Origin of the sequence: Smaragdicoccus niigatensis DSM 44881 = NBRC 103563, from assembly GCF_000380645.1 — a bacterium.
Lineage (GTDB): Bacteria > Actinomycetota > Actinomycetes > Mycobacteriales > Mycobacteriaceae > Smaragdicoccus > Smaragdicoccus niigatensis.
Genome location: NZ_AQXZ01000019.1, coordinates 938,208 through 962,812 on the forward strand (window position 1 = coordinate 938,208; position 24,605 = coordinate 962,812).

The following is a 24,605-nucleotide window of genomic DNA, read 5'->3' on the forward strand; positions in this document are numbered from 1 at the left end:
ACCTGACAGGTTGAATGGCCGTTTCGGCTAGCCCGGCTACCCCAGCCAGTCGTTCAACCGCGGTGCCCACGCCGCCAGCGCTTCCGGGAAGAAGAGCTGGTCGTGCGCGAACGGCACCTGCAGGTCCTCCACCGTCCCCACGACATATGGACCCCACACCGTCGCACCGTCGCTGACGTCATACGGATCCGCACCCGCGCCCACGAAGACGAAGTCGCCCTCGACCGTGTTCGGCGTGAACTCGTTGAGCAGCTCCACGTTGCGCAACGCCGCCTTGAACAGCCCCTTCACGTGGGCGACGTTGAGCGACAGGGACGCCGCATCGAGAGCCGCGAAGAGCTCCTCGGCCCGCTCGTCCGTCATCTCCGCGAGATTCTCGTCGCCGATGTCCACGCCGGCGCCTGCGAGGCCCGTGCGAATCAACGAGTAGATGTCCTCCGGATTGATGTGATGGCGTGAGTCGAGGCTGATGAGCGTCCCTACCTCTGCGCCGGCGGCCTGCAGCTGGACGGCCATCTCGTGCGCGATCGCGCCACCGAGCGACCAACCGAGCAGGTGGTACGGACCCTCCGGCTGAACGCGACGGATCTCGCTGACATAGCGTGCCGCCACTTCCTCGAGCGTCGCGTACGCATACTCGGGCTCGAAGATCCCCGGCGTCTGGACACCATAGAGCGGCCTGTCGGCGTCGACGTACGGGATGAGCGCCGCGTACATCGTCGAAAGGCCGACGGCCGGGTGGATACAGAACAGCGGCTCACGTGATCCCGTCGTGCGGAACGGCAGCACGACGCTGAGCCCTTCGTCGGCGGTCGCTTCCGCGTCGCCGGCATCGATTCGAGCCGCGAGTTCGGCGACCGTGGGTGCGGTGAAGAACAACTGCAGCCGAAGGTCGAGTCCGAGCCGCTCCGCGATCCGGCTGCGGGCGTCGACGGCGAGCAGCGAGTTGCCGCCGAGCTCGAAGAAGTCGTCATCGGCACCGACCCGCTCGACCCCGAGCGACTCGGCGAAGGCGGCCGCGATGGCTTCTTCGGTCGGTGTCGACGGTGCCCGGTATTCGGCCGCGGTGAACGTGGGCTCCGGAAGCGCTGCGCGATTGAGCTTGCCGGACGGGTTCAGCGGGATCTCGTCGAGGATCATGATCGACGCCGGAACCATGTGCGGGGCAAGCCGTTCCGCAACGAACGAGCGCAGTTCCGCAGCGTTCGGGGTGTGTCCGGGAACGCCCGCCACATAGGTCACCAGGGCGGCTGCTCCGGTGCTCGACTTGTGCGCGATCGTCGCCGCGAGGTCGACCGACGAGTGCGCCATGAAGACGCTGTCGATCTCACCGAGTTCGACGCGGAAGCCGCGGATCTTGACCTGGAAGTCCGAACGTCCGACGTAGTCCAGACGCCAGTCCGGCGTCCATTTCACGACGTCACCGGTCTGGTACATCCGCGATCCGTCGGCTGCGAACGGGTCTGCGACAAACTTGCCCGCCGTCAGGCCGAATCGCTCGTGGTAGCCGCGCGCCAACTGCGGACCGGTCAGGTACAGGTCACCCGGAACACCGACCGGAACCGGCCGGAGACGGTGGTCGAGGACGCGAGCCCAGACTCCACGGACGAGCTGACCGATCGTCAGCGGGTCACCCGGCCGAACCGGATCACCGATGTTCGTGACCATGGACGCTTCGGTCGGCCCGTAGACGTTGAAGAAGTCCCGAGTGTCACCCCAACGGCGAACGAGCTCGGGCGAGTACGCCTCGCCACCGATGGCCAGCACGCGAAGGTCGTCGATCCCGGTGGGGTCGACGGAAGCGAGCGCCGCGGGAGTCATGAACAGATGCGTGACGCGCTCTGTGCGCAGCGCATCCGCGAGATCGCTACCGCCGAAGACGTCGGTCGGGACGATCACCAGGCACGCCGAGGCACCGAGCGCGAACAGCATCTCGAGAACCGAGGCATCGAAGCTCGGCGACGCGAAATGCAGCACTCGCGAATCCGACGTGACGCGGTAGCTGTCGCGCTGCGCGTCCGTGAACGATCCAAGACCCGTGTGCGAGACGAGGACGCCCTTCGGCAGACCCGTCGATCCCGAGGTGTAGATGACGTACGCCGTGTTCGTGAGGCGAAGCGGGCGAACGCGTTCGGCGTCGGTGATCGTGTCGGCGGACAAGTCCTGCAGATCCAGATCGTTGATCGAAATCCACTCGACCGATTCCGGCAACTGGGACTTCGCCGCCTGGACCGTCAGACCGACGACCGAGCCGGAGTCGTTGACCATGTGCGCAATGCGGTCTTCGGGGTACCGCGGGTCGACCGGGACGAACGCCGCACCCGTCTTCGTGATGGCCCACTCGGCGAGCACCGAATCCGCCGATCGCGTGATGCCCACTGCGACCCGGTCCTCCGGACCGATCCCCCGCGCGATGAGGTGCCGGGCAAGCCGGTTGGTGAGCTCGTCGGCTTCCCGATAGGTCAACGTCCGGCCGGCGTTCGAGATCGCCTGACCGTCCGGGTTCGCCCGGACCGCGTCGTCGAGGATCTGCGGCAGCGTGCGCGGAACGACTTCGCCTGGACCGGTCTGCGACAGCAGCACCTCGACGTCACCATCGGCAACGAGAGTGATCGCGTCAATGCGCGATTCCGGCTGGTCGACTAGCTTTCCGACGATCATCTGGAATCGTTCGATCACGGTGTCGAGGGCCTCGGCCGTGATCGCCTCGGACTGGTACGTCGCGGTGAAGACGAGCTCCTGCCCCGGCTCGACCATGAGAGTCAGCGGGAAGTGCGTGTCGTTGTTCGGGCGGACACCGGTCAGCATGAGGCCGTCGATCGACGCCGATTCCGCCGCGAGACCCTCGCGGTCGATCGGGTACGACTCGAACGCGATGAGGGTGTCGATCGAGATCTCGGTATTCGCCGCCGCGGCGATCGTCGTGAGACCGAGGTGGTGGTGATCCATGAGGTCGGCCTGCTCGCCCTGGACGCGGCGCAGCAGGTCGGCGACCGTCTCGTCCTCGTCGATGCGCACGCGGACCGGAATCGTGTTGATGAACATTCCGACCATGGCCTCGACACCCGCGAGCTCGGCCGGACGACCCGACACCGTGGCGCCGAAGAGCACGTCGGAGCGGCCGGTCAGGCGTGCCACCAACAGACCCCACGCGGCTTGCACGATCGTGTTGGCCGTGACACCGATCTGGCGTGCCAATTCACCGATTTTCACAGTGGTGTCGGCATCGATCGTGAACGCCTTGTGGCCCGGCTCGCCGCCGCCGCCCGAGGTGATGTGCGTCGGCTCCCCGAGTTCGAGGAGGGACTTGGCCCACGCTTCGCGGGAGGTCGCCTCGTCGCGCGACGACAGCCAGCGGAGGTAGTCGCCGAACGGACGGACCGGCGCCAGGACGCTGTCGTCACCGCGGGTCGCGTAGACGATGAGCATGTCCTTCATGAGCAACGGCAGCGACCAACCGTCGAGCACGATGTGATGGTTCGTCAGCACCAGCTGGAACTTGCCGTCACCCAGCGTGATCAGCGTGAACCGCAGCAGCGGCGGGTTCGCCAGGTCGAAGCCGGCCGCCTGGTCGTTTGCCGCGAACTGGCGTGCCGCAGCGGCCGGGTCCGGCTCCTGTGACAGGTCGAGGTCGCGCCACGGCATCTCCACGACGTCGTGCGCCACGACCTGCACCGGGGCACCGTCTGGCGTGACCGTGAACCCGGCACGCAGGTTCGGGTAGCGACGCAGCAGCGCGGACGCCGCAGTGCGCAGGCGCGCCGAATCCACGACGCCTTCGAGTTCGATGATGACCTGCGTCGTGTAGACGTCCGTGCCACCACCGGCGAGGACGTTATGGAACACGAAGCCCAGCTGCAGCGGCGACAGCGACCACACATTCGCGAGCTGACCGAAACGGCTCTCGAGGGAGTCGACGTCGTTCTGTGAGACGCGCACGAGCGGGAAGTCGGACGGCGTGTGACCGCCCGCGTCCGGCCGCTGCGCGTGCTCCGCGATCGCCGTGAGCGCCTGCGCCCACAGGTCGGCGAACTCCTGAGCGTCGCGCTCTTCGACGACCTCGGTCGCATAGGCGAACGTCGCGGACAGCGTGTCACCGGTGACGATGGCGTTGATGTCGACGAGGGCCGCGACCGGACGGTCAGGGTCCGTCTCCGCGGTGAGGCCGAGCTGGTCCGCCGCGGGCAGCCAACCGAGACCGGAGGATGCTTCGGCTCCCGCTTCGCCGGTCCGGCCGAGGTAGTTGAACGCGATCTGCGGACGTGCCGGATTCGCGAGCAGCTCGGCGGTCGAGTCGTTGAGGTGGCTCAGAATGCCGTAGCCAATGCCGTTGTCCGGCGCGGACAGCAGACGTTCCTTGACGTTCTTGACGAGCCGGTCGAGGTCGCGTGCCGAGCCGCGCAAGGCCGCTTCGGGATCGACGTCCGGGTAGCGGAACCACATCGGGAACACGGTCGTGAACCAACCGATGGTCTGCGAGACGTCGGCACCGGGGACGAGCTGCTCTTCGCGGCCGTGGCCTTCGAGCTGAACGAGCAGCGACCGCTCGTCGATGCCTCGACGCAGGCGCCACACCGACGCGGCGAGCGCCAGCGCCGACAGCAGACCGTCGTTGACACCACCGTGGAAGGCCGCGGGAACGTTGGTCAGCAGCGCGCGGGTGACTGCCGCATCGACGGAGACCGAGATCGACTTCGCGGTCGGGGCGAGGTCGAGTTCGGCGTCGAAGTCGCGTGAGCCGATGAGCGGATCCGTGGCGAGCGACATCTCGCGCCAGATGTTGATCTGATCGGTGAGGTGCGGGGTCGTCGCCTTTTCCGCGAGCGCGTACGACCAGCGCCGGTAGGAAGTACCGACCGGATCGAGCGCGGGTTCCTGACCAGCGAGAACCAAGAGCCCGGCCTTGACGAAGTCCGGCACGAGGATGCGCCATGAGACGCCGTCGATCGCGAGGTGGTTGATGATGACGAGCATCCGGCCCGGAGCGTCCTTGACGTCGAGCCACACAAACTGCGCGACGATGTCGTCCGCCGGCTTCAGTCGGTCGACGGCGGCGGCGAATTCACGACGGGCGACGGCTTCCAAATCGCCTTCGACCGTCACTGTGTGGAGAAGGCGCGACACGTCGAAGTCGTCGAACGGGAGCGTCTCCCACGTCTGCGGGTCGGTGGTGAACCGAGACCGCAGGACGTCGTGGCGCTTCACGACTGCGGTCACGACCTCGAGGACCTGCTCGCTCGTCGCGTTGGCCGGGGTCTCGAGAACGAGCGACTGGATGAAGCGGTCGAGGCTGCCACCCCAGCCGAGCATGTGGCGGACGACCGGCGGGACGAGGATCTCGCCGACGCCGCCGCCCTCGAGCTCAGCGAGAACTTCGACGGCTTCGTCGCCGTGGCGGGCAACGAGCGCGAGTCCCTGAATCGTCTTCTGCTCGAAAACTTCCCGCGGTGTGAAGACGATGCCGCGAGCACGTGCGCGGGCGACGAGCTGGATCGAGAGAATCGAGTCTCCACCGAGGGCGAAGAACGAGTCGTCAGCGCCGACGCGCTCCATACCCAGAAGCTGGGCGAAGATCTCGGCGATCGCCGTTTCGGTCTCCCCGACCGGTGCGCGGTAGGGCTTCCGTTCGACCGCCGGCGCGGGCAGCGCCTTGCGGTCGAGCTTGCCGCTCGCGTTCAGCGGAAGTGCGTCGAGGACCATGATCACGGCCGGGACCATGTACTCCGGAACGGATTCCGCGATGAAGCTCTTCAGAGTTTCCGGGTTGGGAGCCGTACCGGGTTCGCCGACGACGTAGCCGACGAGAGCGTCCGCCGGACCGTCCGTGCGGACGATCACCGCAGCTTGAGCGACTGTTTCGTGCCGGTGGAGCGCCTCTTCGATCTCGCCGAGTTCGATCCGCAGACCACGCAGTTTGACCTGGAAGTCGGTACGGCCGATGTACTCCACTTCCCCGTTCGGAAGCCAGTGCACGAGGTCACCCGTGCGGTACATACGCGTGCCGTTTTGGTCGGCCACAAAGCGGTCGCTCGTGAGGTCCGGGCGACCGACGTATCCGCGTGCCAGCTGCACACCCGTCAGGTAGAGCTCACCCGGAACGCCGACGGGAACCGGCTGCAGGCGTGCGTCGAGGACGCGCAGCCCGGTGTTCCAGACGGGTGCACCGATCGGCACGCTTGCCGTGTCCTGGTCGGTGACCTCGTGGAACGTGACGTCGACCGCGGCTTCCGTCGGGCCATAGAGGTTGTGCACCTTCACGCCCGGGATGAGCTGACGCAGCTTTTGCGCAGTGTTCGAGGGCAGGGCTTCACCAGAGGCGAAGACCATCCGCAAACTGGTGGCCTGATCAGCGGAATCAGACGCAACGAACACCGCCATCATCGACGGCACGAAGTGCGCAGTCGTGACGTTGTTGTCGGCGATGAGCTGCGCGAGATACTCGGGATCGCGGTGACCGTCCGGCTTCGCAATGACCAGGCGCGCACCGATTTCCAGCGGCCAGAAGAGCTCCCACACCGACACGTCGAACGTAACCGGAGTCTTCTGGACGACCGCATCGTCCGCGGTCATCGAGTAGGCGCCCTGCATCCACTCCAGGCGGTTGACGATCGCCTTGTGGGTCACGCCGACGCCCTTGGGACGTCCCGTCGAACCCGAGGTGAAGATGACGTAGGCGAGGTTGTCGGGGGCTGCCACGCGCTTGAGCGGCTCGGCGCTTACCTCGCTCAGATCGAGCTCCGCGAGGAAGTCCTCCGTCAGGACCGCGGCCGGCTGCGCGGTCTCGAGGATGTACTCGATGCGCTCGGCCGGGTGGTCGGGATCGATCGGAACATAGGCGCCACCAGCGGTGATGACGGCGTAAATGCTCGCCAGCATGTCGATGCTGCGGCGCAGCCCGACCGCGACGAACGACTCCGGGCCGACACCCATCGACTGCAGGTGGCGAGCGAGGCGGTTCACCCTCGACGAGAACTCGGCGTACGTAACGGACTCGCCCTCGAACACCACCGCCGTGGCATCCGGCGTCCGGGCGGCCTGCGCCTCGAACATCGAGACAAGGGTTTGGCTCAGGTCGACGTCATGCTGGGTGTCGTTCCACGAGGCGATCTGCGATAGTTCGTCCGCGTGGGCCAACGGAACGGCCGCGGCCGCCGAATTCACATCGGCGGCAAGCGCTTCCAGAACGCGAACGTATCGTTCGCCGAACACGTCGATCGTCTCGGCGTCGAAGAGGTCGGTGGCGTAGTTGAGTTCGACGTTCATGCCGCCCTGGCCGTTGTCGCCGAGGGTGACCTGTAGGTCGAACTTGGCCAAGCCGTCGTCGAACGGAACGCCCGCGACGGTGAGATCCGGCAGTTCGAAGGTCGTTGACGCTATGTTCTGGAACGTCAGCATGACCTGGAACAGCGGCGAGTAGGCCTGCGAACGCTCGGGCTTGAGGACTTCGATGAGCCGCTCGAACGGCAGGTCCGCGTGCGCGAACGCGCCAAGGTCGGTCTCGCGAGTCTGGGCGAGAAGCTGGCTGAATGTCGCCGACGGTTCGACATCGGTGCGCAGCACGAGCGTGTTCACGAACATGCCGACCATGTCGTCGAGTTCACGCTCGCCGCGGCCCGCGACGGGGGTTCCGATCGCGATGTCGGTCGTCGCCGACAGACGCGAGAGCAGCACCGCGAGTGCGGTGTGCACGACCATGAAGAGCGACGTGTCTGTGGCCCGTGCGGTCTCGTTGAGGCGCGACACGAGATCGGCGTCGATCGTCATCCGGCGCATGCCACCGCGGTAGCTGGCGACTGCTGGCCGTGGACGATCTGCCGGCAGGTCGATGACGGTCGGAAGTCCGGCGAGCTGCTGCTTCCAGTAGCGAACCTGTTCGCTGATCAGAGACGATTCGTCGTCTTCGTGGCCGAGTACCTCGCGCTGCCACAGGGCGAAGTCGGCGTACTGGACGGCGAGCGGAGTCCACGCGGGTTCCGCGCCGGCCGCACGGGAGCCGTAGGCGATCATGACGTCGCGAGCCAGCGGTCCCATCGAGACGCCGTCACCCGAGATGTGGTGGACGACGACGACCAGGACGCGGCTGTTTTCGCTGATCTCAAACAGTCCGACGCGGATCGGGACTTCGGTCGTGACGTCGAATCCGACCACCGCAAAGCGGACGACCGCATCGAGGATGCCTTCTTCGGTGACCGCTGTGACCACGACATCGGGCACTGCTGCGTCAGTCGGCAGCACCTGCTGCACTCCGAGTCCGTCGATCTCCGGGTAGACCGTGCGCAGAACTTCGTGGCGGTCGACGACGTCGTGGATCGCTTGTTTGAGGGCGTCGACGTCGAGCTGCCCGTCGAGGCGAACCGCGATCGGGATGTTGTAGATCGCCGACTCGGGTTCGAATCGGTTGAGGAACCACATGCGCTGCTGCGCGAGCGAGAGCGGGACGCGGTCCGGACGTGCCTTGGCGACCAACGGAATCGCAGCACCCGAGCCGACGAGGGATTCGAGGCGCACCGCCATCTGGGCAACCGCGGGAGCGTCGAAAATCAGGCGCACCGGGACGCGAGCGTCGAGACGCTTGCCGAGTCGGGCGACGGCCTGCATCGCAAGGAGCGAGTTTCCGCCGAGGTCGAAGAAGTCGTCGTCCGCACCCACCTGCTCGACCCCGAGCACGCCCGAGAAGATCTCGGCGACAGCGGTTTCGAGCTCAGTCGACGGTGCGCGGAACTCGCGCCGCTCGATCTCCGGGGCCGGCAACGCTTTGCGGTCGAGCTTGCCCGACGGGTTCAGCGGGAAGGCGTCGAGAATCATGATGGTTTGCGGAACCATGTACTCCGGCAGTCCATGGCCCAGGAACTCTTGCAGCGCAGCCGGATCCGGAGCGGCGCCGTCGGTCGGCACGATGTAGCCCACGAGGCGCTGACCGGTCGGGGTGTCGACGACGAGAGCCGCGGACTGCGCGACGTCGTCGTGCGCCAGGAACGCGGCCTCGATCTCGCCGAGTTCGATTCGGAGACCACGAAGCTTCACCTGGAAGTCAGTACGGCCGATGTACTCGACCTCGCCGTTCGGCAGCCAGTGCACGAGGTCGCCGGTGCGGTACATCCTCCCCGGTCCGTAAGGGTCCGCGACGAAGCGGTCCGCAGTGAGGTCGGGACGAGCGACGTAACCGCGCGCGAGCTGAACGCCCGTCAGGTAGAGCTCACCCGGGACACCGACCGCGACTGGCTGCAGGCGGGAATCGAGGACGCGAAGCCCGGTGTTCCAGACCGGCGCACCGATCGGGACCGTGACGGCGTCGTCATCGGTGACTTCGTGGAACGTGACGTCGACGGCAGCCTCGGTCGGGCCGTAGAGGTTGTGGACCTTCACGCCCGGGATGAGCTGACGAAGCTTCTGCGCGGTCTGGGCCGGAAGTGCTTCACCGGAGGCGAAGACCATGCGCAAACTCGTGGCGTTTGGCGCAGCTTCGGACCCCACGAACACCGCCATCATCGACGGCACGAAGTGCGCGGTCGTGACGTGCTCGTCGTGCATGAGTCCGGCGAGGTACTCAGGGTCGCGGTGACCATCTGGCTTCGCAATGACGAGACGTGCACCGATTTCGAGCGGCCAGAAGAGTTCCCACACGGAGACGTCGAACGTGACCGGGGTCTTCTGGACGACAACGTCCTCGGCGGTCATGCCGTAGGCGCCCTGCATCCACTCGAGACGGTTGACGATCGCACGGTGCGAGACACCGACACCCTTGGGGCGTCCGGTCGAACCCGACGTAAAGATGACGTAGGCGACGTTGTCAGGGGCAGCGTTGCGTTCCAGCGGCGCAGCCGAGACGTCGCTCAGATCCAACTGCGCGAGGAATTCCTCCGTCAGGAACGCCACCGGCTTGGCGGTCTCGAGGATGTACTCGATGCGCTCGGCCGGGTGGTCCGGATCGATCGGAACGTAGGCACCACCAGCGGTGATGACCGCGTAGATCGCGGCGAGCATGTCCGCGCTGCGGCGCATGCCGACCGCAACGAACGACTCGGGTCCGACACCCATCGACTGCAAGTGGCGGGCAAGCTTGTTCACGCGCGCGGAGAACTCCGCGTACGTCAGGGTCTCCCCCTCGAACGTGACGGCAGCAGCGTCCGGCGTCCGCGCGACCTGCGCGTCGAACTTCGAGACAAGCGTCTGCGTCTGGTCGACGTCGTGCTGGGTCTGGTTCCAGGTTTCGAGGACGGTCTGGCGCTCTTCGTCGCTGATCAGGTCGACGTCGCCGACGACGACCTTCGGGTTCGCCGCCGCCGCACTGACGATCCGCGCGAAACGGTCGGCGAAGCCCGCGATCGTGGACTCGTCGAACAGGTCCGTCGCGTAGGTGAATTCGGCGCCGATGCCCTCCGAGACGCCGTCGACGGTGAAGCGCTCGCCGAGGGTCAGCTGCAGATCCCACTTCGACATCGCGATGTCTGGTTCGATCGCGGTGACCGTGAGGTCGGGCATTTCGAACGCGCTCTGCGTCATGTTCTGGAAGATCAGGCCGACCTGGAACAGCGGCGAATGCGCCTGCGTCCGAGGCGGATTCACGACCTCGACAAGACGCTCGAACGGGACGTCAGCGTGCTCGAACGCGGTGATGTCGGTTTCGCGCGCGACGGCGATCATGGCCTCGAAGCTCGACGACAGGTCGACCTGGGTGCGCAGCACGAGGGTGTTGACGAACATGCCGACGAGGTGGTCGAGAGCCTCTTCGTCGCGACCGGCGACAGCGGTACCGACTGCGATGTCCGTGGTTCCCGACAGTCGTGCCAGCAGCACGCTGAACGCCGCGTGCAGGACCATGAACAGCGAGGCACCGCGTTCGCGCCCGATTTCGGTCAGAGCGTGGGTGGTCGCGGCATCGAAGTCGAAGCGGTACGACCCACCGCGCAGTGACGCCACCGACGGGCGGATGCGGTCCGCGGGGAGTTCGAGAACTGTGGGCAGCCCGGCAAGTTCGGCGAGCCAGTGCTTTTCCTGCGCCGCGATGAGCGAATCGGGGTCGTTCTCGTCGCCGAGAACCTCACGCTGCCAGATCGAGAAGTCGGCGTACTGAACGGCGAGCGGTTCCCACGCCGGGGGCTGACCGTTGGCCCGGGAGGCGTACGCGATCATCAGGTCGCGCGCGAGCGGACCGACGGAGTAGCCGTCGCCCGCGATGTGATGCACGACGACGACCAGCACGTATTCCTGGATTGGCGCGTCGGTGACGGAGAAGAACGCGACCTTGACCGGGACCTCGGTCGTGACGTCGAAACCGGTCGTGACGACCTCGGCAGCTTTGGCCAAAACCTGGTCTGACGTGACTTCGACGAGGTCGAGATCGATGCCGCCGGTCGGGCGGACGTCCTGGTACGGCAGGCCGTCGAACTCGGGGTAGACCGTGCGCAGAACCTCGTGCCGGTCGACGACGTCCGCGACCGCGGCCTGCAGAGCCGAGATGTCGAGGTTGCCGGAAAGCCGGATCGCGAGCGGGATGTTGTAGACCGCCGACGCCGGGTCGAAGCGGTTGAGGAACCACATGCGCGACTGTGCGAGCGACAGCGGGATTCGCGCGGGACGCTCCTGCGGAGCGAGTGCCTTGTGGCCGCCCTCGCCGACGTGATCGGCGATTGCAGCGGCGAGTTCGGCAACGCTGCTGGATTCGAACACCACGCGCGGCGGAATGCGCATGTCGAGCGCCGCGCCGACGCGCGCCGCAACCTGCGTGGCGAGCAGCGAGTTACCGCCGAGGTCGAAGAAGTCGTCGTCCGCACCGACGCGCTCGATGCCGAGAATGTGCCCGAACACCGACGCCACCGTCTCCTCGACGAGGCCCGTGGGGGCACGGAATTCCTTGGCCTGGATCTCCGGCGCCGGCAGCGCTTTGCGATCGAGCTTGCCGGACGTGTTGAGCGGGAAGGCGTCCATCACGACGTACGCCTCGGGGAGCATGTACGACGGGAGCTTCTCCGCGAGGAGGCGCTTCAGACGGTCGAGGTCGATCGTCTCCCCCGGCACCGGGACCACATAGCCGACGAGCTGTTGCTGGCCCGCCGCAGTTTCGCGGACAATCGCCGCAGCCTGGCTTACCGAGGTATCGCCGAGCATGTCGGCTTCGATCTCACCGAGTTCGATGCGCTGACCACGCAGCTTCACCTGGAAGTCAGTGCGGCCGATGTAGTCGAGAACGCCGTCCGCGCGGAGTTTCACGAGGTCACCCGTGCGGTACATACGACCGCCGTCGCCACCGAACGGATCGGCGACGAAGCGGTCGCTCGTCAGGTCGGGACGCGTGAGGTAGCCGCGAGCGACCTGCACACCCGCGAGGTAGAGCTCGCCCGGCACTCCCGGCGGAGTCGGGTGCAGGCGCGAGTCGAGGACGTAGCAGCGGACGTTCCACTCCGGGATACCGATCGGAACGGCGACCCGGTGCTCCGGTTTGGCCTGCTCGTAGGTGACCGAGACAGCAGCCTCGGTCGGACCGTAGAGGTTGTGGAGACCGGCGTCCGAAAGCTGCAGCCAGTCCTGTGCCGTGGCGGCGGGCAGAGCCTCACCGATGGCGAAAACGTGCCGGAGGGTGACGAGTTCGTCGCGCTGCGCCGCGCCGATGAAGACGCTGAGCATCGACGGGACGAAGTCGGTGATCGTGGCCTGGTGTTCGGCGACCATCGCCGAGACGTACTGCGGATCCTTATGCCCGTCCGGCGAGCACAGCACGAGCTTGGCGCCGACCATGAGCGGCATCCAGAAGCCCCACAGCGAGACGTCGAACGTCGTCGCGGTCTTCTGCAGGTAAACGTCGTCGCTGGTCAGGCCGTATTCGACGTTCATCCACCGCATCTGGTTGATGACCGCGGCGTGGCTGACGGCGACGCCCTTCGGACGACCAGTCGAGCCCGAGGTGAAGATGACGTACGCGATGTTGGTCGGGCACAGCGGTGCGACGCGGTCCGCGTCGGTGACTGTTTGCGTGCTGTACCCGCTGTAGTCGACATCGTCGATGATGACGACCGGCGCGACCTCGGTCGTGAATGCGTCCGATGAGTTCGTGAGAACGCACACCGGTTCGGCGGTTTCGAGGATGTAGTCGATGCGCTCGGCGGGATGGTCCGGGTCGACCGGAACCCACGCGCCACCGGCAGAGACGGTGGCGTAGAGGCCGACCATGAGGTCGATGCCGCGGCGCATCGCGAGGCCGACGCGCGCTTCGGGTCCGACACCGAGCGAGATGAGGTGACGCGACAGCGTGAACACTCGGTCTGCGAACTCGCGGTAGGTCAGCGACTGTCCCTCGGCGACCAACGCGACGGCGTCGGGGGTGCGCGCGACCTGGCGCTCGAACTCGGTGAGCAGCGACGGAGTGTCCGGGACGACCCCCGGAATCGGACCCTCGACCGGTTCGAACAGGCCGTCACGGTTGACGCGAACCTTGACGCCGGTGCGGAGGATGCGCGAGCCATCGGGGGCCGCGATCAGGTGAGTTGCGGTGGTCGTGGCGCCCTTTAGCGAGCGTGCGATTCCCGGGCCGGACAGGTAGAGCTCACCTGCACTGTCGACGGCGGCTGGACGCAGCTTGCGATCGAGAACCTGAGCGGTGACGCCCGCGAGGCCGGAGCCCAGCGACACCGGGCCACCGGGAAGCAACGCGGCGCCGTTCGTGCCGAGCCAGCCGGCGGCGAGCGGTGCATAGAGGCTCTTGACGGTCCAGCCGGCTTCGGACCAGCGGGTGACCGGTGCAGGTTCGACGATGTCGCCGACGAGCACGACGGTGCCTTCGCCATCTACGGCTTCGGTATCCGGCGACGGGACGACATGGGTGGCGTCCGCAGGGTTCGTGCGGACCAGCGCGGCACCGACGGATGCGGCGGCGACTGTGGCCAGGAAGGTTGTTCCGTAGACGCGCGAGTCGGCAGTGATGCCGAGCGCCTCGGTGAGGGCGGGGAGGCCAGCGAGTCCGGCGTGCGTCATGACTGCGTCGCCGACGATTGCGGCGTGCTCAGCGCGGACCTGGCGAACTCGGTCGGCGTAGGTCACCGGCTCTGCCGAAGCAGCATTCATCTCTGCGGTGAGTTCGACGCTGCTGATTCGGGTCTCGGCGTTGTCCGAGACCGCGGCACCGGTCTTCGCCACGGCCCAGAATGCGACGACATCCGATTCGTCGATCGCGACGACATCCTCGGCGCCGATTCCGCGACCGATGAGAACCCAGGCAAGGCGCGACGACTGCGCGTCGAGTTCGGCGTAGGTCAGTTGTCCGGTCGGCGAGATGACTGCGACCGCAGCCGGATTCGACTCGGTGGCGGTCGCGAGGATCTGCGGGAGCAAAAGCGCACGCGCGCGCCGGCGAACCGGCCGCTCAGGCCGGCCTTCTCGGCCCGGCCGTGTGCGTTCTCTGCCACCGCTGGTCATCCAAACCCGCCTTTCTTACACCCGGGTCGACATTACCGAACCGTGAGGGTGGGAAATGCACGTGTTTGCCCTGCTGTGACCCACTTCAGGTAGGGCTAGCGGGTCTGGAACATGAAATGTCCACGCAGCGCCTGCAATGCGTCGTCGCTCAGCGAGGGGTGGCGCCGCTGCATCTCGGAGTGAACAAAATCACCGGCCTGCTGCCATTCGAGCTTTTGCCAATCGATCGGCATGTTGCCCGATTCGTGGAGCAACGGTCGGATAGCCGCGAGAAGCACCGCCGCGCGTTCAGCGCCATAGTGGGCCGTCATCTTCTGTTCGCTGAGGATCGGCGCACCCTGCGGACTGCCGTGTGACAGTCCCCAAACGATGGCCTCACTCAGTTCGGCGTCGGTGACTGTTGGCTCAGGATTCATTTTCGAGCGACCGCTTCCCACGCCGTCTCCAACCGCGCGGCGCGCACCCGATTGGCGACCTGAAGGATCGCCTTGTCGCGGCTCCACATGGCGGCGGTTTCGAGGTCGGCGCTATTCCATAGCGCGTCGAGTTTGGCGAGTCCGTCCGTCATCTGTGCCATGACGCCGGCCAGAGCGATGTGAACCGTCGGCGACGAGGGATCTGCTGCGCCCAGCGTGCGCAATGCGGCGAACGATGCGAGAAGACTCTCGATCACATCCGGTGGCCACGGGGATTCCCGCGCGACGCGGATCATCCAGCCGACCGTCGCCGCGCTGACGTGGATGTCTTCAACAGTCCGGAAAGGTTTGACGTACTGGAGGTAGCCGTCGCCGTCGTAGACCTCTGCCACCTGGACATTCTCCAGCGTCACTTCGCTGTGCGGCAGTTCCGGGACGATCGGCAGCGGCGGACGATCCGTGACCGTGACTCCGTCCTGCTCGGCATTCACCCGGACGAGTTTGAGGACGGGCCGCCCGTCGCCGCTGGTCCCCTCCTTGGCGACGACCAGCAGTTCCGTTGCCGCGCTCCCCATCGTGACGAAGGTTTTCGTGCCGTTGACGACCCCTTTTTCGAGCGTCGTCTGGATCGCTCGCGGGTGCCCGCCACCGGCTTCGGTCACGCACATGGCGGCCAAGTGCCCGGCGAGATCCGGGATCAAGGCACGCAGTGCCGCGTTGTAGCCCGCACCGAAGGCATGGGCGACACTCCCCGCCGCGAATCCGCCGGCGGCTGCGATATCAACAGTGTCCTCGAATGCCGCAGCGACCGAGCGGGTCGCGGTCCACCAGTCGTCGATCGAGGTGGCGGGCGCGGGGATTTCGGCGGTGAGCAGGAAGCGGAAGACGTCGGCGGTCACAAGGTTTGTCTACCCCGTGGTTCTCGGTGTCGGAACCATCGGGTCTCAGCGGCGCTCGGAGTGAGACTTCTCCGCCGAACGGCAACCAGGACTACCAGAGCAGCGACGAGAGTCATCCCCGCGACCGAAGTGGCGATGAGCAGCGTGTGACGGCTCGCAACACGTGTTTCCGGCCCTCCTGGGAGGTCGGGGCAGAGTTTGATGTACTCGATGTCGCGGCTGATCCACTGGTTCCACTGCTCCTGGTTGATGTTCTCGGTGAGTTTGGAGCAGAGGTTCTCGGGTGTGGCGTCTTGAGGAGTGGGCCACAACCGCAACGTGCCGTCCCCACTGACCGACGCTAGCCTCCTGCCGTCGGGACTGAACGTCACACTGATGACGCCAAGGGTGGGCGCCGTGAGCGGCAGGCCGAGCGGCGCAACATGAGTCAGGTCGGTGAGATCCCATAACCGGACCGTGCCGTCCAGCGGTGTGATCGTCTTCCCCTCCTCCGCAACAGATTGCCCGATGCCTGAGGCCAGCGTCTGGCCGTCGGGGCTGAACGCCACACTCCACACGGTCTCGAGATCGCCCACGGATCCACCATTTAGCGGCTTACCGAGCGGGACGGCATGAGCCGGATCGGTCAAGTCCCACAACTGAATCGTGCCGTCGTAATTGCCGGCGGCCAGGATCTTGCCATCGGGACTGAACGCCACACTGGTGACCCCTGGGACGTGAGCACCAGTGACACCCGGGCTGGGACCGACCAGTGGTCTCCCCAGCGGGACTGGATTAACGCGGTCAGTCGTATCCCACAACCGGACCGAGTCGTCCCCACTCGCCGCGGCCAACGTCTTGCCATCGGGACTGAACACCACGCTTTCGACCACGCCACTGTCCACGGTCAGCGGCCGACCGATCGGGACCACGTTGGCCGGGTCGCTGACACTCCACAACCGAACCGTTCCGTTCCCGCTGCCTGAAGCCAGAGTCTTTCCGTCTCGACTAAATGCAACACTCCAGGTCTCGCCTAATAGCGGCCGGCCAAGCGTTTTCACATGTGCCCGATTGGTCAGGTCCCACAGTTGAATCCCGGCGAGTGCACTCGAGCTCAGGGTTCTGCCGTCTGGAGTGAACGCCAACCGACTGCCAGCAGATGGGTGCCCGATCAGGGGGTTGGCAGCTTGGACATTCCACACCATAATCGCGCCGTCGACGCGGCCCAACACCAATATCTTGCCGTCCGGACTGAATGCCGCGCTGTCGGCCTGGTGTGTCTGGCCGGTCAGAGGTGTGGCTGCCTCGACATTCCACAACCGGACCGTGCCGTCGCCGCTGCCCGAAGCCAAAGTCTTACCGTCCGAACTAAACACGACACTGTAGACCGCGCCCGTGTCGCCAGCCAGAGGCACCCCGAGTGGCACTGTATTGGCCGGGTCGCTGAGGTCCCACAGGCGGATTGTGTTGTCCCCGCTGCCCGAGGCCAGGGTCATACCGTCCGGACTGAACGCGACAGAGTAAACGGACTTGTTGTGACCGGTCAGGGGCCGGCCAAGCGGCACCGCATGACTCAAATCCGACAAATCCCACAACTGGATTGTGCCGTCGCCACGAGCAGAGGCCAGGGTCCCGCCGTTCGGACTGAACTTAACGCTATTCACCGAGCCGACGTTGCCGAACGGCAGGCCGAGTGGCACCACATGCCTGCGATCGGTCACATCCAACAATTGAATCGTGCCGTCGTGATTGAGCAAGGCCAAAGTCTTACTGTCGGGACTGAACACCACACCATCGAGGTACTCGCCTTGGCCGGTCGGAGGTTGGCCGAGAGGCACCACATGCCTGCGATCGGCCAGGTCCCAGAGCAGGATCGTGCGATCGTATCGGCTCAAGGCAAGAATCTCACCGTCCGGACTGAATGCCAAACGGGGAACCCCCTCTACTTTGCCAATGGCAGGGTCGAGGACGACCGTGTCGATGTGGCCGGTCAGGGGTTGGCCGAGCGGGACAGCGTGAGCCCAATCGGCGACATCCCACAGGCTGACCGTGTAGTCCTCGTTGCCCTCAACAGATGCCAGCGTTCGACCGTCCGGGCTCAGCTCCTGGCTGCCGCGCGTGTCGGTGCGCTCAGTCGGCGACGGACCGTGCGGAACTAGATGCGCTCGATCGGACACGTCCCACAATCGGAAGCTGGTGCCGCCGCCGCTGAACAGCGTTTTGCCGTCGGGACCAAAGAACACACTGCCAACACCGCTGTCCGTTTGGGCGATGGAACGTGTCGTCGCCAGCGCAGTAGTGGCACCGTAGAGAGTTGCCCTAACTCCAGCGCGGGTGTTGCCAATTCGCTCAGCGGCGAGTGTTTGCGCGATCGCCTGAATCTGGTTTCCGTTGCCAATGCCGGAAAATATGCTGGCAGCCTGGCTATCAAGCTCGTTCGCAATGACGTCATGGGCCTCTCGAGTCGCCTGATGCTTTGCGCTGGTCGCCCGGACGAACCCAACCGCCGCGATCACCGCGATGACGACAGTGACGACAAGAACCACTCTGAGGATTCGGGAACGCCGCCGAATGACGACCGCGTGCGCGAGCGCCTCGGTAGCGCGCCGATCAGCTTGCACTTTTGCGTCGTTCGACAGTTCGAGTTCCCGGCGGCGCTGGTCCTCTTCTGCGGCCTTCAACTGAGTTTCTCGCTCGCGGGAGGAGATCAGATACGCACGAGCTGGAGCGAGATGCTTGCTGAAATCCGGCTTCGCAACGAGGGCCTCCGCCTCCACGAGGCGAGTCCCCGTTAGCAACCAGTCCGAACTGTGTGCGTTCGCCGACCAAGAGGCTGCATTGTGGGTCAGGATGTCCGCGTCTTTGAGGTCTTGTTGCTGCTCGTTGAGCCAGCCAATGAGCGGCTGCCATTGGCGCAGGAGCGATTCCAAAGCGACTTCAACTGTGGTGATGCCGGTCTGCGGGTTCAGGTTCTGGACGAGAAGACGCTTCTGCACGAGCGCATCGACCACTGGCGTCGCGGCGACAGGCAGGTCAGCGCGGTCAGCGATCCGCCGTACCGGTTGACCACTGTCGGCGTCGACCGTTGCCAGCCACGGGATGAAGGTCTGGCGTAGCAACTCAAGCTGCGGGGACCGCGTGATCGGGTCGCGGTCGAGCACAGCGTCGATCTCGTTCTGCACGACCTGGCTCATCCCACCCAAGGACTCGTACTGCGCGAGGGTCAGCCGGCCGGTGTCGCCGTAGTCGATGTAAAGCCGCGACAACGTCAACGCCAACAAAGGAAGAGTGTCGGCACCCCCAGTGCTATCGGCAAGTAACTGATCGACGAGTTGAGCGTCGATGGACAGCGGGTGGCCTCCGGCCGTCGCTCGCCCAGCCGGACCGGTGATGACTTCTTTGAACTGGGTGGGCGGCATCGGTTTCAGATCGTCAAAGACCACGCTCTCCACGGCTGCGAGAGCCGGCGCGGTTTGTAGGGACTCGAATCTGTCGGTCCGGATTGTCGCCAGCACCACCAGATCGAGAGCTGCCGCCATAGCCTCCGCTTCGTCCACTCGTTCCGCCGTCGATCGCTCATCAGCCGCGGCTTGGCCAACCAAGCCATTCGCCGTGAGGGCGGAAACGAGGGAAAGGAATTGCACGGCTTCCACACTCGCGTCGGCGGCAAACAGTTCCTCCGCCTGATCGAGCGGCAACACGAGAGTCGGCGCGGCGGCAGATTCCTCCACGCTCGAATTCGACTGGCGAGTCAGCAGCCGACTATGCGCGGAAGTCTGTATCTGCGCCAGCAGTTTGGCAACGATCACCACATCACCGCGCCTGCAGGCGTCCTTGATCTCTCCACGACTTGGCTCGAGCAGCCTGAATCTTCGGCGGGAGTCATATATCGCCTCGGCCAGACCGGTGGCCCCGGTCAGCGCATCCCGCTGCGGTCGGACGACACCCAGCGGAACGAACCGACGGTCCTCACGGCGGAGACGCGGCAACAAACCCGCTCGCAGAAAGGACGACTTCCCGGCCCCTGACGGACCCAAGATCACCAACAGCGATGCGGTCGCCGTTGTGCGCATTCCTCGAACAACGTCCAGTCCGCGCACGATCTGGCTGTCCCTACCGTAAAAGACCGCGGCGTCCTGTTCTTCCAACGGCTCCCAACCCCGATACGGGGCACGTTCCTCGCGCCCTCGCGGTGGCCAGATGAAACTGTCCGCACCGATGCCGGCTCCGCGAACGCTGTCGCGCAGGAACAGCAATCCCGACTTCGACAAGCGGACAGCGTGTCCGGAGTCCGTCTGAACGGCGAATTCCACGACGTCCGATTCGGGTGTGTCAGCGGTGACGAACAGGTCGATCTGCTGCCACTCGACAGTCATTCCCCGGCTCGAATTCCGGTCGATCCGTGCGCAGAAGATTTGCTTGTACAAATTCTCGGCAGTGCGATATTCGGTCTGACACTCGAATGAACTCTCCCAATTGGGAGAAACGAGACAAATCACCGCCTCGCAACGCGTGTTGGCTTTCCGCAACGCGTCTTTCCAGCGCTCGCCGCCCTTTATTCCATTTCGGGGGTCCAAATCGAGGAAGATTTCGTTTGCGAGCGGCGGATCCTGCTCGATGAGCCACTGCTGAACACATATCGCTTGGGCGCTATCGAGACTCGAATGACTAATAAAGATTCGAGACATGGCGGCCTTCCCATGCCCCGTCAGACCAACCGCGAGCATCGAAGCAAGAAGAACAGACTCATTATCCGTCCTCCAATCGCTTTCGAGAATCCCCAAATTCGAGGTCAGACCGTCTATCAAACAGATGAATCCATGCCGCAATGCAAGATCTTCGTGTCCCCTATATCGCTGCCAGCGCGATGGGGTGTATTCCAAAAATAGCCCCTGTTCAACTGCCCCTTTTCGGCGTCACAGGACGGACGTAGTCATGACCGAACACCGAAGCCACCGGAATCTCTTGATCAGGCTCATCTACATTCCGGCCCTCCGGCAGTGTTCGGCGACACCGCTTTCCCGTTCTGCAACAGCAAGAGCAACAACCACCACCACCGCGGATGCTGAACGCATGAAAGGCGGAGGTCCACCATGACAACAGTTGCCAACCCCATCGATTCGCTCATGAGCGACATGTGCGACGCATGGAATCGCGTCGACGCGAACGGCATCGCTCAGTGCTACACCAAGCACGACGAATTCATCGGCCCCTACGGGCACCACTACGCCAGCCGAGCAATGATCGCTCGCGAGTACGAGCAACTGTTTCAGGGCATGCTCGCCAATACGACGACGACCATCTCCATAGAGACGGTTCGCCAGTTGGCCTGCCACCTCAGCCTGGTCGACGCAACTCAGATCATCACCGGGTTCCCACCGCTGCATCTCACTGCCCTCGTCCGTTCAGGCAAGAAGTCGCACATCGTCGAGAGCCGACTGATCGCGTTTCTGCCGAAGCCAGTCTGAAAATCTTTGGCCGAACTACCGCAAGATTGTTCATTTCCGCAGGTAGGGGCACTTACTTGTCAGAGTTCGAACATATGATCGAGTCATGTTCGACCGTTTGATAGGCGAGCTTGATGCGGCTCTGCCCGACCCCTACCTATCCACCGACCATCTCGTGGGCACCGTCGCCACCCTGCACCGATTCGAATCCGCCGTCTCCGCACGCAAACACGCCTATGTTTCGGAACTGTTCTCACGCTTCGAAGACATCGCCGCACTCAACGATGAGTACAGCTCCATCGACCCCTGGGACGCGCTCGAAGCCGAACTCGGACCCGCGTTGGTCATCACCCCGTACCACGCCTCCTCGTTGATCAGCCTCGGCGTAACCCTGTCCCGCCGCCTGCCGAACGTGTGGGACGCGTTCTCCCGCGGCGAGTTGGATATTGCCCGGGTCCAGAAAATCGCCGACGCCACCGCCGGGGTGTCCGACGAACACATCAAAGAAATCGAACGACGTGTCCTCAAGGCCGGGCTCGACGGCAAAGCACCCCTGTCGGGTGGACGGCTCCGCAACGCCATCAACCGCGCCATCGCCGCCGTCGACCCCGACGGCATGAAACGACGCCGGGAACAGAAAAAGCAGGACCGGCACGTCTGGATCGGCAACGGCTCCGACGGCATGGCCGAACTCTCCGGCTCCCTCGCCGCCGAAGACGCCATGTTCCTCACCAACCGACTCGGGGAAATGGCCAAACGCGTCTGCACTGACGACCCCCGCCCGTTCCAGGCACGACGAGCCGATGCGTTGATGGCGCTCGTACACGGTCGCGCGGACCTGGACTGCCAATGCCAGAACCCGGACTGTGCCTTCAAAGCCGGGATCGCCGGCACCCCGCGCCGGCCCCTCGTGCACGCGTTCGGCACCACCGCAACCCTCAACGGCACCAGCAACGAACCCGGCTGGATCGACGGCTTCGGTGTCATCGACGCCGACCACCTACGCGAACTCGCCCGCGACGCCATCATCCGCGACCTCAAAACACCCACCGGAAAGGAAGACAACTACCGGCCCTCGAAGTCCCTCGCCGACTGGGTCCGTGCCCTGCACGGCACGTGCCAGTTCCCCGGCTGCGACCGACCCGCGTGGGAATCCGATCTCGACCACCGCGACCCACACGCCACCAGCAAAAACACGAGCGTGTTCAACCTCGGACCGTTCTGCCGCAAGCACCACCGCGGCAAGACCTTCGGTGGTTGGCGACTCGTCCAAACGTTGACTCTGATCAGTCCACTCGGGTTCGAATACCCGATCCCCGCGACCGGGCCACTCGCACTCCTCGAACCCGACCCACCCGCACCCAAACGGCAAACCCGGATGCAAGGACGAGCGAAGCGAACCGCAGCGGACCGCACGCTCAACAAGCGCGACCGCGAAGCACAGTGGGGCCGCGACGACGACCCACCGCCGTTCTGACGGTTTGCTACAATCTGACCATGCGGTCAAAAGATAGTCCGAGTGGTCAGACATTCACTGAGCGCGCCCGCCGCGCCCAGTTGCTGTCGGCCGCCTGCGACCTGATTGCCGAAATCGGCTATCCCAACACGTCGATCGCGCGGATCGCCGAACGGATTGGAGTGGCGAAAGGTGTTGTGCTGTACCACTTCAAGACGAAGGATGCCCTGGTCGCGGCGATCGTCGAGGACGTCATGATCGCGGGTGCGACAACGATGATCCCGGCGATGATGGCCCACGAGACAGCCACCGGAAAGCTGCATGCCTACATCCGGTCGAACTGCGAGTTCATTCACGAAAACCGAGTTCGTGCGGTCGCCATGTTCGAGATCGTCAGCATGTACCGGACACCGGAGGGTCTGCGATTCGATCAGGCCGTTGCCGCGCAAGCGTCGACGACACCCCCGCCGCCCGAGATGGCGATGCTCGATCCGAAATCAGTTTTCGAGCTTGGCATCGAAACCGGCGAGTTCGACCCCGACAGGTCACCGCTGCGGCTTCGCAATGCGCTGCGCGCCGCACTGGACGGAGCTGTCTCCGAACTCGCCCGCGATCACGACTACGACGTCCGTGCCTACGGCGAAGAACTCGTCGAAATCTTCACCCGAGCGGTCCGGAGGCCCCCATGAGCAAGATCGTCATTCTCGCCTTTGGGACAAGAGGTGACGTCGCACCTGTCACTGGGCTGGGCACCGCACTCGCCGCCGCCGGGTTCTCCGTCGCCGTCGCCGCGCAAGAGCCCTACCGCGACCTCGTCACCCATGCCGGGCTCGAGTTCCGGCACCTCCCGCGGGACACCGAGGAAGAGACCCGAAACTCCGCCAGCGCGCAGGACCTCATCAATGGCGGCCGGATGAAGCCGTCGCGAAACGCGCTTGCCGACATGGTCGACCAGCTTCGCGGAGTAGGACCGGCGATGGCCGAGGTGGCGAAGGACGCCGACCTACTCATTGCGGCAAGTCCGGTCAGTTCTCTGTTCGGGTACCACATCGCTCAGGGGCTCAAGATACCGAGTGTGGGAGCGTTCCTGCAACCTCTCGCCCGCACGGGCGACTTCCCGCCCCCACCCCTCGGGACGCGCTCGCTCGGCCGGCTCGGGAATCACGCGCTCTGGAAGATGGGCGCTCTCGGCGACAAGGTGTATTTGCCACTCATCAACGACTTGCGTGCCGAACTAGGGCTTCCCGCAACGACATTGCAGTTTCAGAAAGAGCGCGATGCACAGTGGGCCATCCTCAACGGCTTCAGCGAGTTCGTCGTTCCCCGTCCGCAGGGCTGGCGCGAGAACGTCCACATCACCGGCTACTGGTGGCCGCCGGTCGATCCGGATTGGCAGCCGTCGGCAGAGTTGACGGCGTTCCTGGACGATGGACCCGCGCCGGTGTTCGTCGGGTTGGGATCGACCGCGACGAACAACGGCGACCAGCTCAGCGAGACGATTTCGGCAGCCGTCCGAAAGTCGAGTGTGCGCACGGTCGTGCAGTCGGGCTGGGCGCGGCTCCATGCCGATGGCGACGACGTTCTCACCATCGACGACGCTCCGCACGAGTGGCTGTTTTCACGATGCGCGGCAGTCGTGCACCATTGCGGCGCGGGCACCACCGCAGCCGCACTGCGCGCGGGCGTCCCCTCGGTTCCGACCCCGGGAATCATGGATCAACCCTTCTGGGCCAAACGCCTCCATGAACTCGGCGCCGGCACCGCACCGGTCCCCCGCCGAGAACTGACCGTCGACTCGCTCGCGGACGCGATTGCCGAGGCAGTCTCGAATGTGACCTATCGCGCGTCCGCGGGATCGGTCGGCGAACGACTGGCCGCCGAGGACGGCGTCGGGAACGCGGTAAGGCTGATCTCGAACCTGGCTTACTGAACCTGGAGCACGATATTCCGGCACGTTCGACGCCGATTCGAAGGCCACAGTTCGTTCCGCACCACGGAT

8 protein-coding genes are annotated in these 24,605 nt (G+C 65.1%); 4 read left to right on the forward strand and 4 right to left on the reverse strand.

The annotated features are described in order from the left end of the window. Positions 1 to 36: 36 nt before the first annotated feature. The 4 genes from F600_RS29860 to F600_RS29870 form a co-directional block, all read right to left on the reverse strand. On the reverse strand, positions 37 to 14,409 hold the full coding sequence (locus tag F600_RS29860; protein ID WP_156024832.1) for a non-ribosomal peptide synthetase: 14,373 nt from the start codon (positions 14,407 to 14,409) through the stop codon (positions 37 to 39). A gap of 95 nt (positions 14,410 to 14,504) precedes the next feature. Next, positions 14,505 to 14,825: a hypothetical protein gene (locus tag F600_RS29865; RefSeq protein ID WP_018163552.1), complete on the reverse strand. Its 321-nt coding sequence runs from the start codon at positions 14,823 to 14,825 to the stop codon at positions 14,505 to 14,507. Further along, positions 14,822 to 15,724: an acyl-CoA dehydrogenase family protein gene (locus F600_RS0125725; protein ID WP_018163553.1), complete on the reverse strand. Its 903-nt coding sequence runs from the start codon at positions 15,722 to 15,724 to the stop codon at positions 14,822 to 14,824. The genes F600_RS29865 and F600_RS0125725 overlap by 4 nt, the downstream gene beginning before the upstream one ends. Next, complete coding sequence (locus F600_RS29870; RefSeq protein WP_081629031.1) at positions 15,721 to 20,430, reverse strand: nSTAND1 domain-containing NTPase; 4,710 nt, start codon at positions 20,428 to 20,430, stop codon at positions 15,721 to 15,723. The genes F600_RS0125725 and F600_RS29870 overlap by 4 nt, the downstream gene beginning before the upstream one ends. 366 nt (positions 20,431 to 20,796) lie before the next feature. Here F600_RS29870 and F600_RS0125735 point away from each other — a divergent pair, with 366 nt between their 5' ends. From F600_RS0125735 to F600_RS0125750, 4 genes are all read left to right on the forward strand, one after another. Further along, positions 20,797 to 21,171, forward strand: coding sequence for an SgcJ/EcaC family oxidoreductase (locus tag F600_RS0125735; RefSeq protein ID WP_081629032.1), 375 nt, complete (start codon positions 20,797 to 20,799; stop codon positions 21,169 to 21,171). Between the two features lie 85 nt (positions 21,172 to 21,256). Continuing rightward, positions 21,257 to 22,627 carry an HNH endonuclease signature motif containing protein gene (locus F600_RS29875; RefSeq protein ID WP_018163556.1) on the forward strand — a complete coding sequence of 457 codons (1,371 nt, stop codon included), beginning with the start codon at positions 21,257 to 21,259 and terminating at the stop codon, positions 22,625 to 22,627. A 20-nt stretch (positions 22,628 to 22,647) separates the two neighbouring features. Further along, a complete protein-coding gene (locus F600_RS0125745) occupies positions 22,648 to 23,295 on the forward strand; it encodes a TetR/AcrR family transcriptional regulator (protein ID WP_026306961.1) in 648 nt (215 codons plus the stop codon). After that, a complete protein-coding gene (locus F600_RS0125750; protein WP_018163558.1) occupies positions 23,292 to 24,536 on the forward strand; it encodes a glycosyltransferase in 1,245 nt (414 codons plus the stop codon). Before F600_RS0125745 ends, F600_RS0125750 begins: the two co-directional genes overlap by 4 nt. Positions 24,537 to 24,605: the final 69 nt, after the last annotated feature.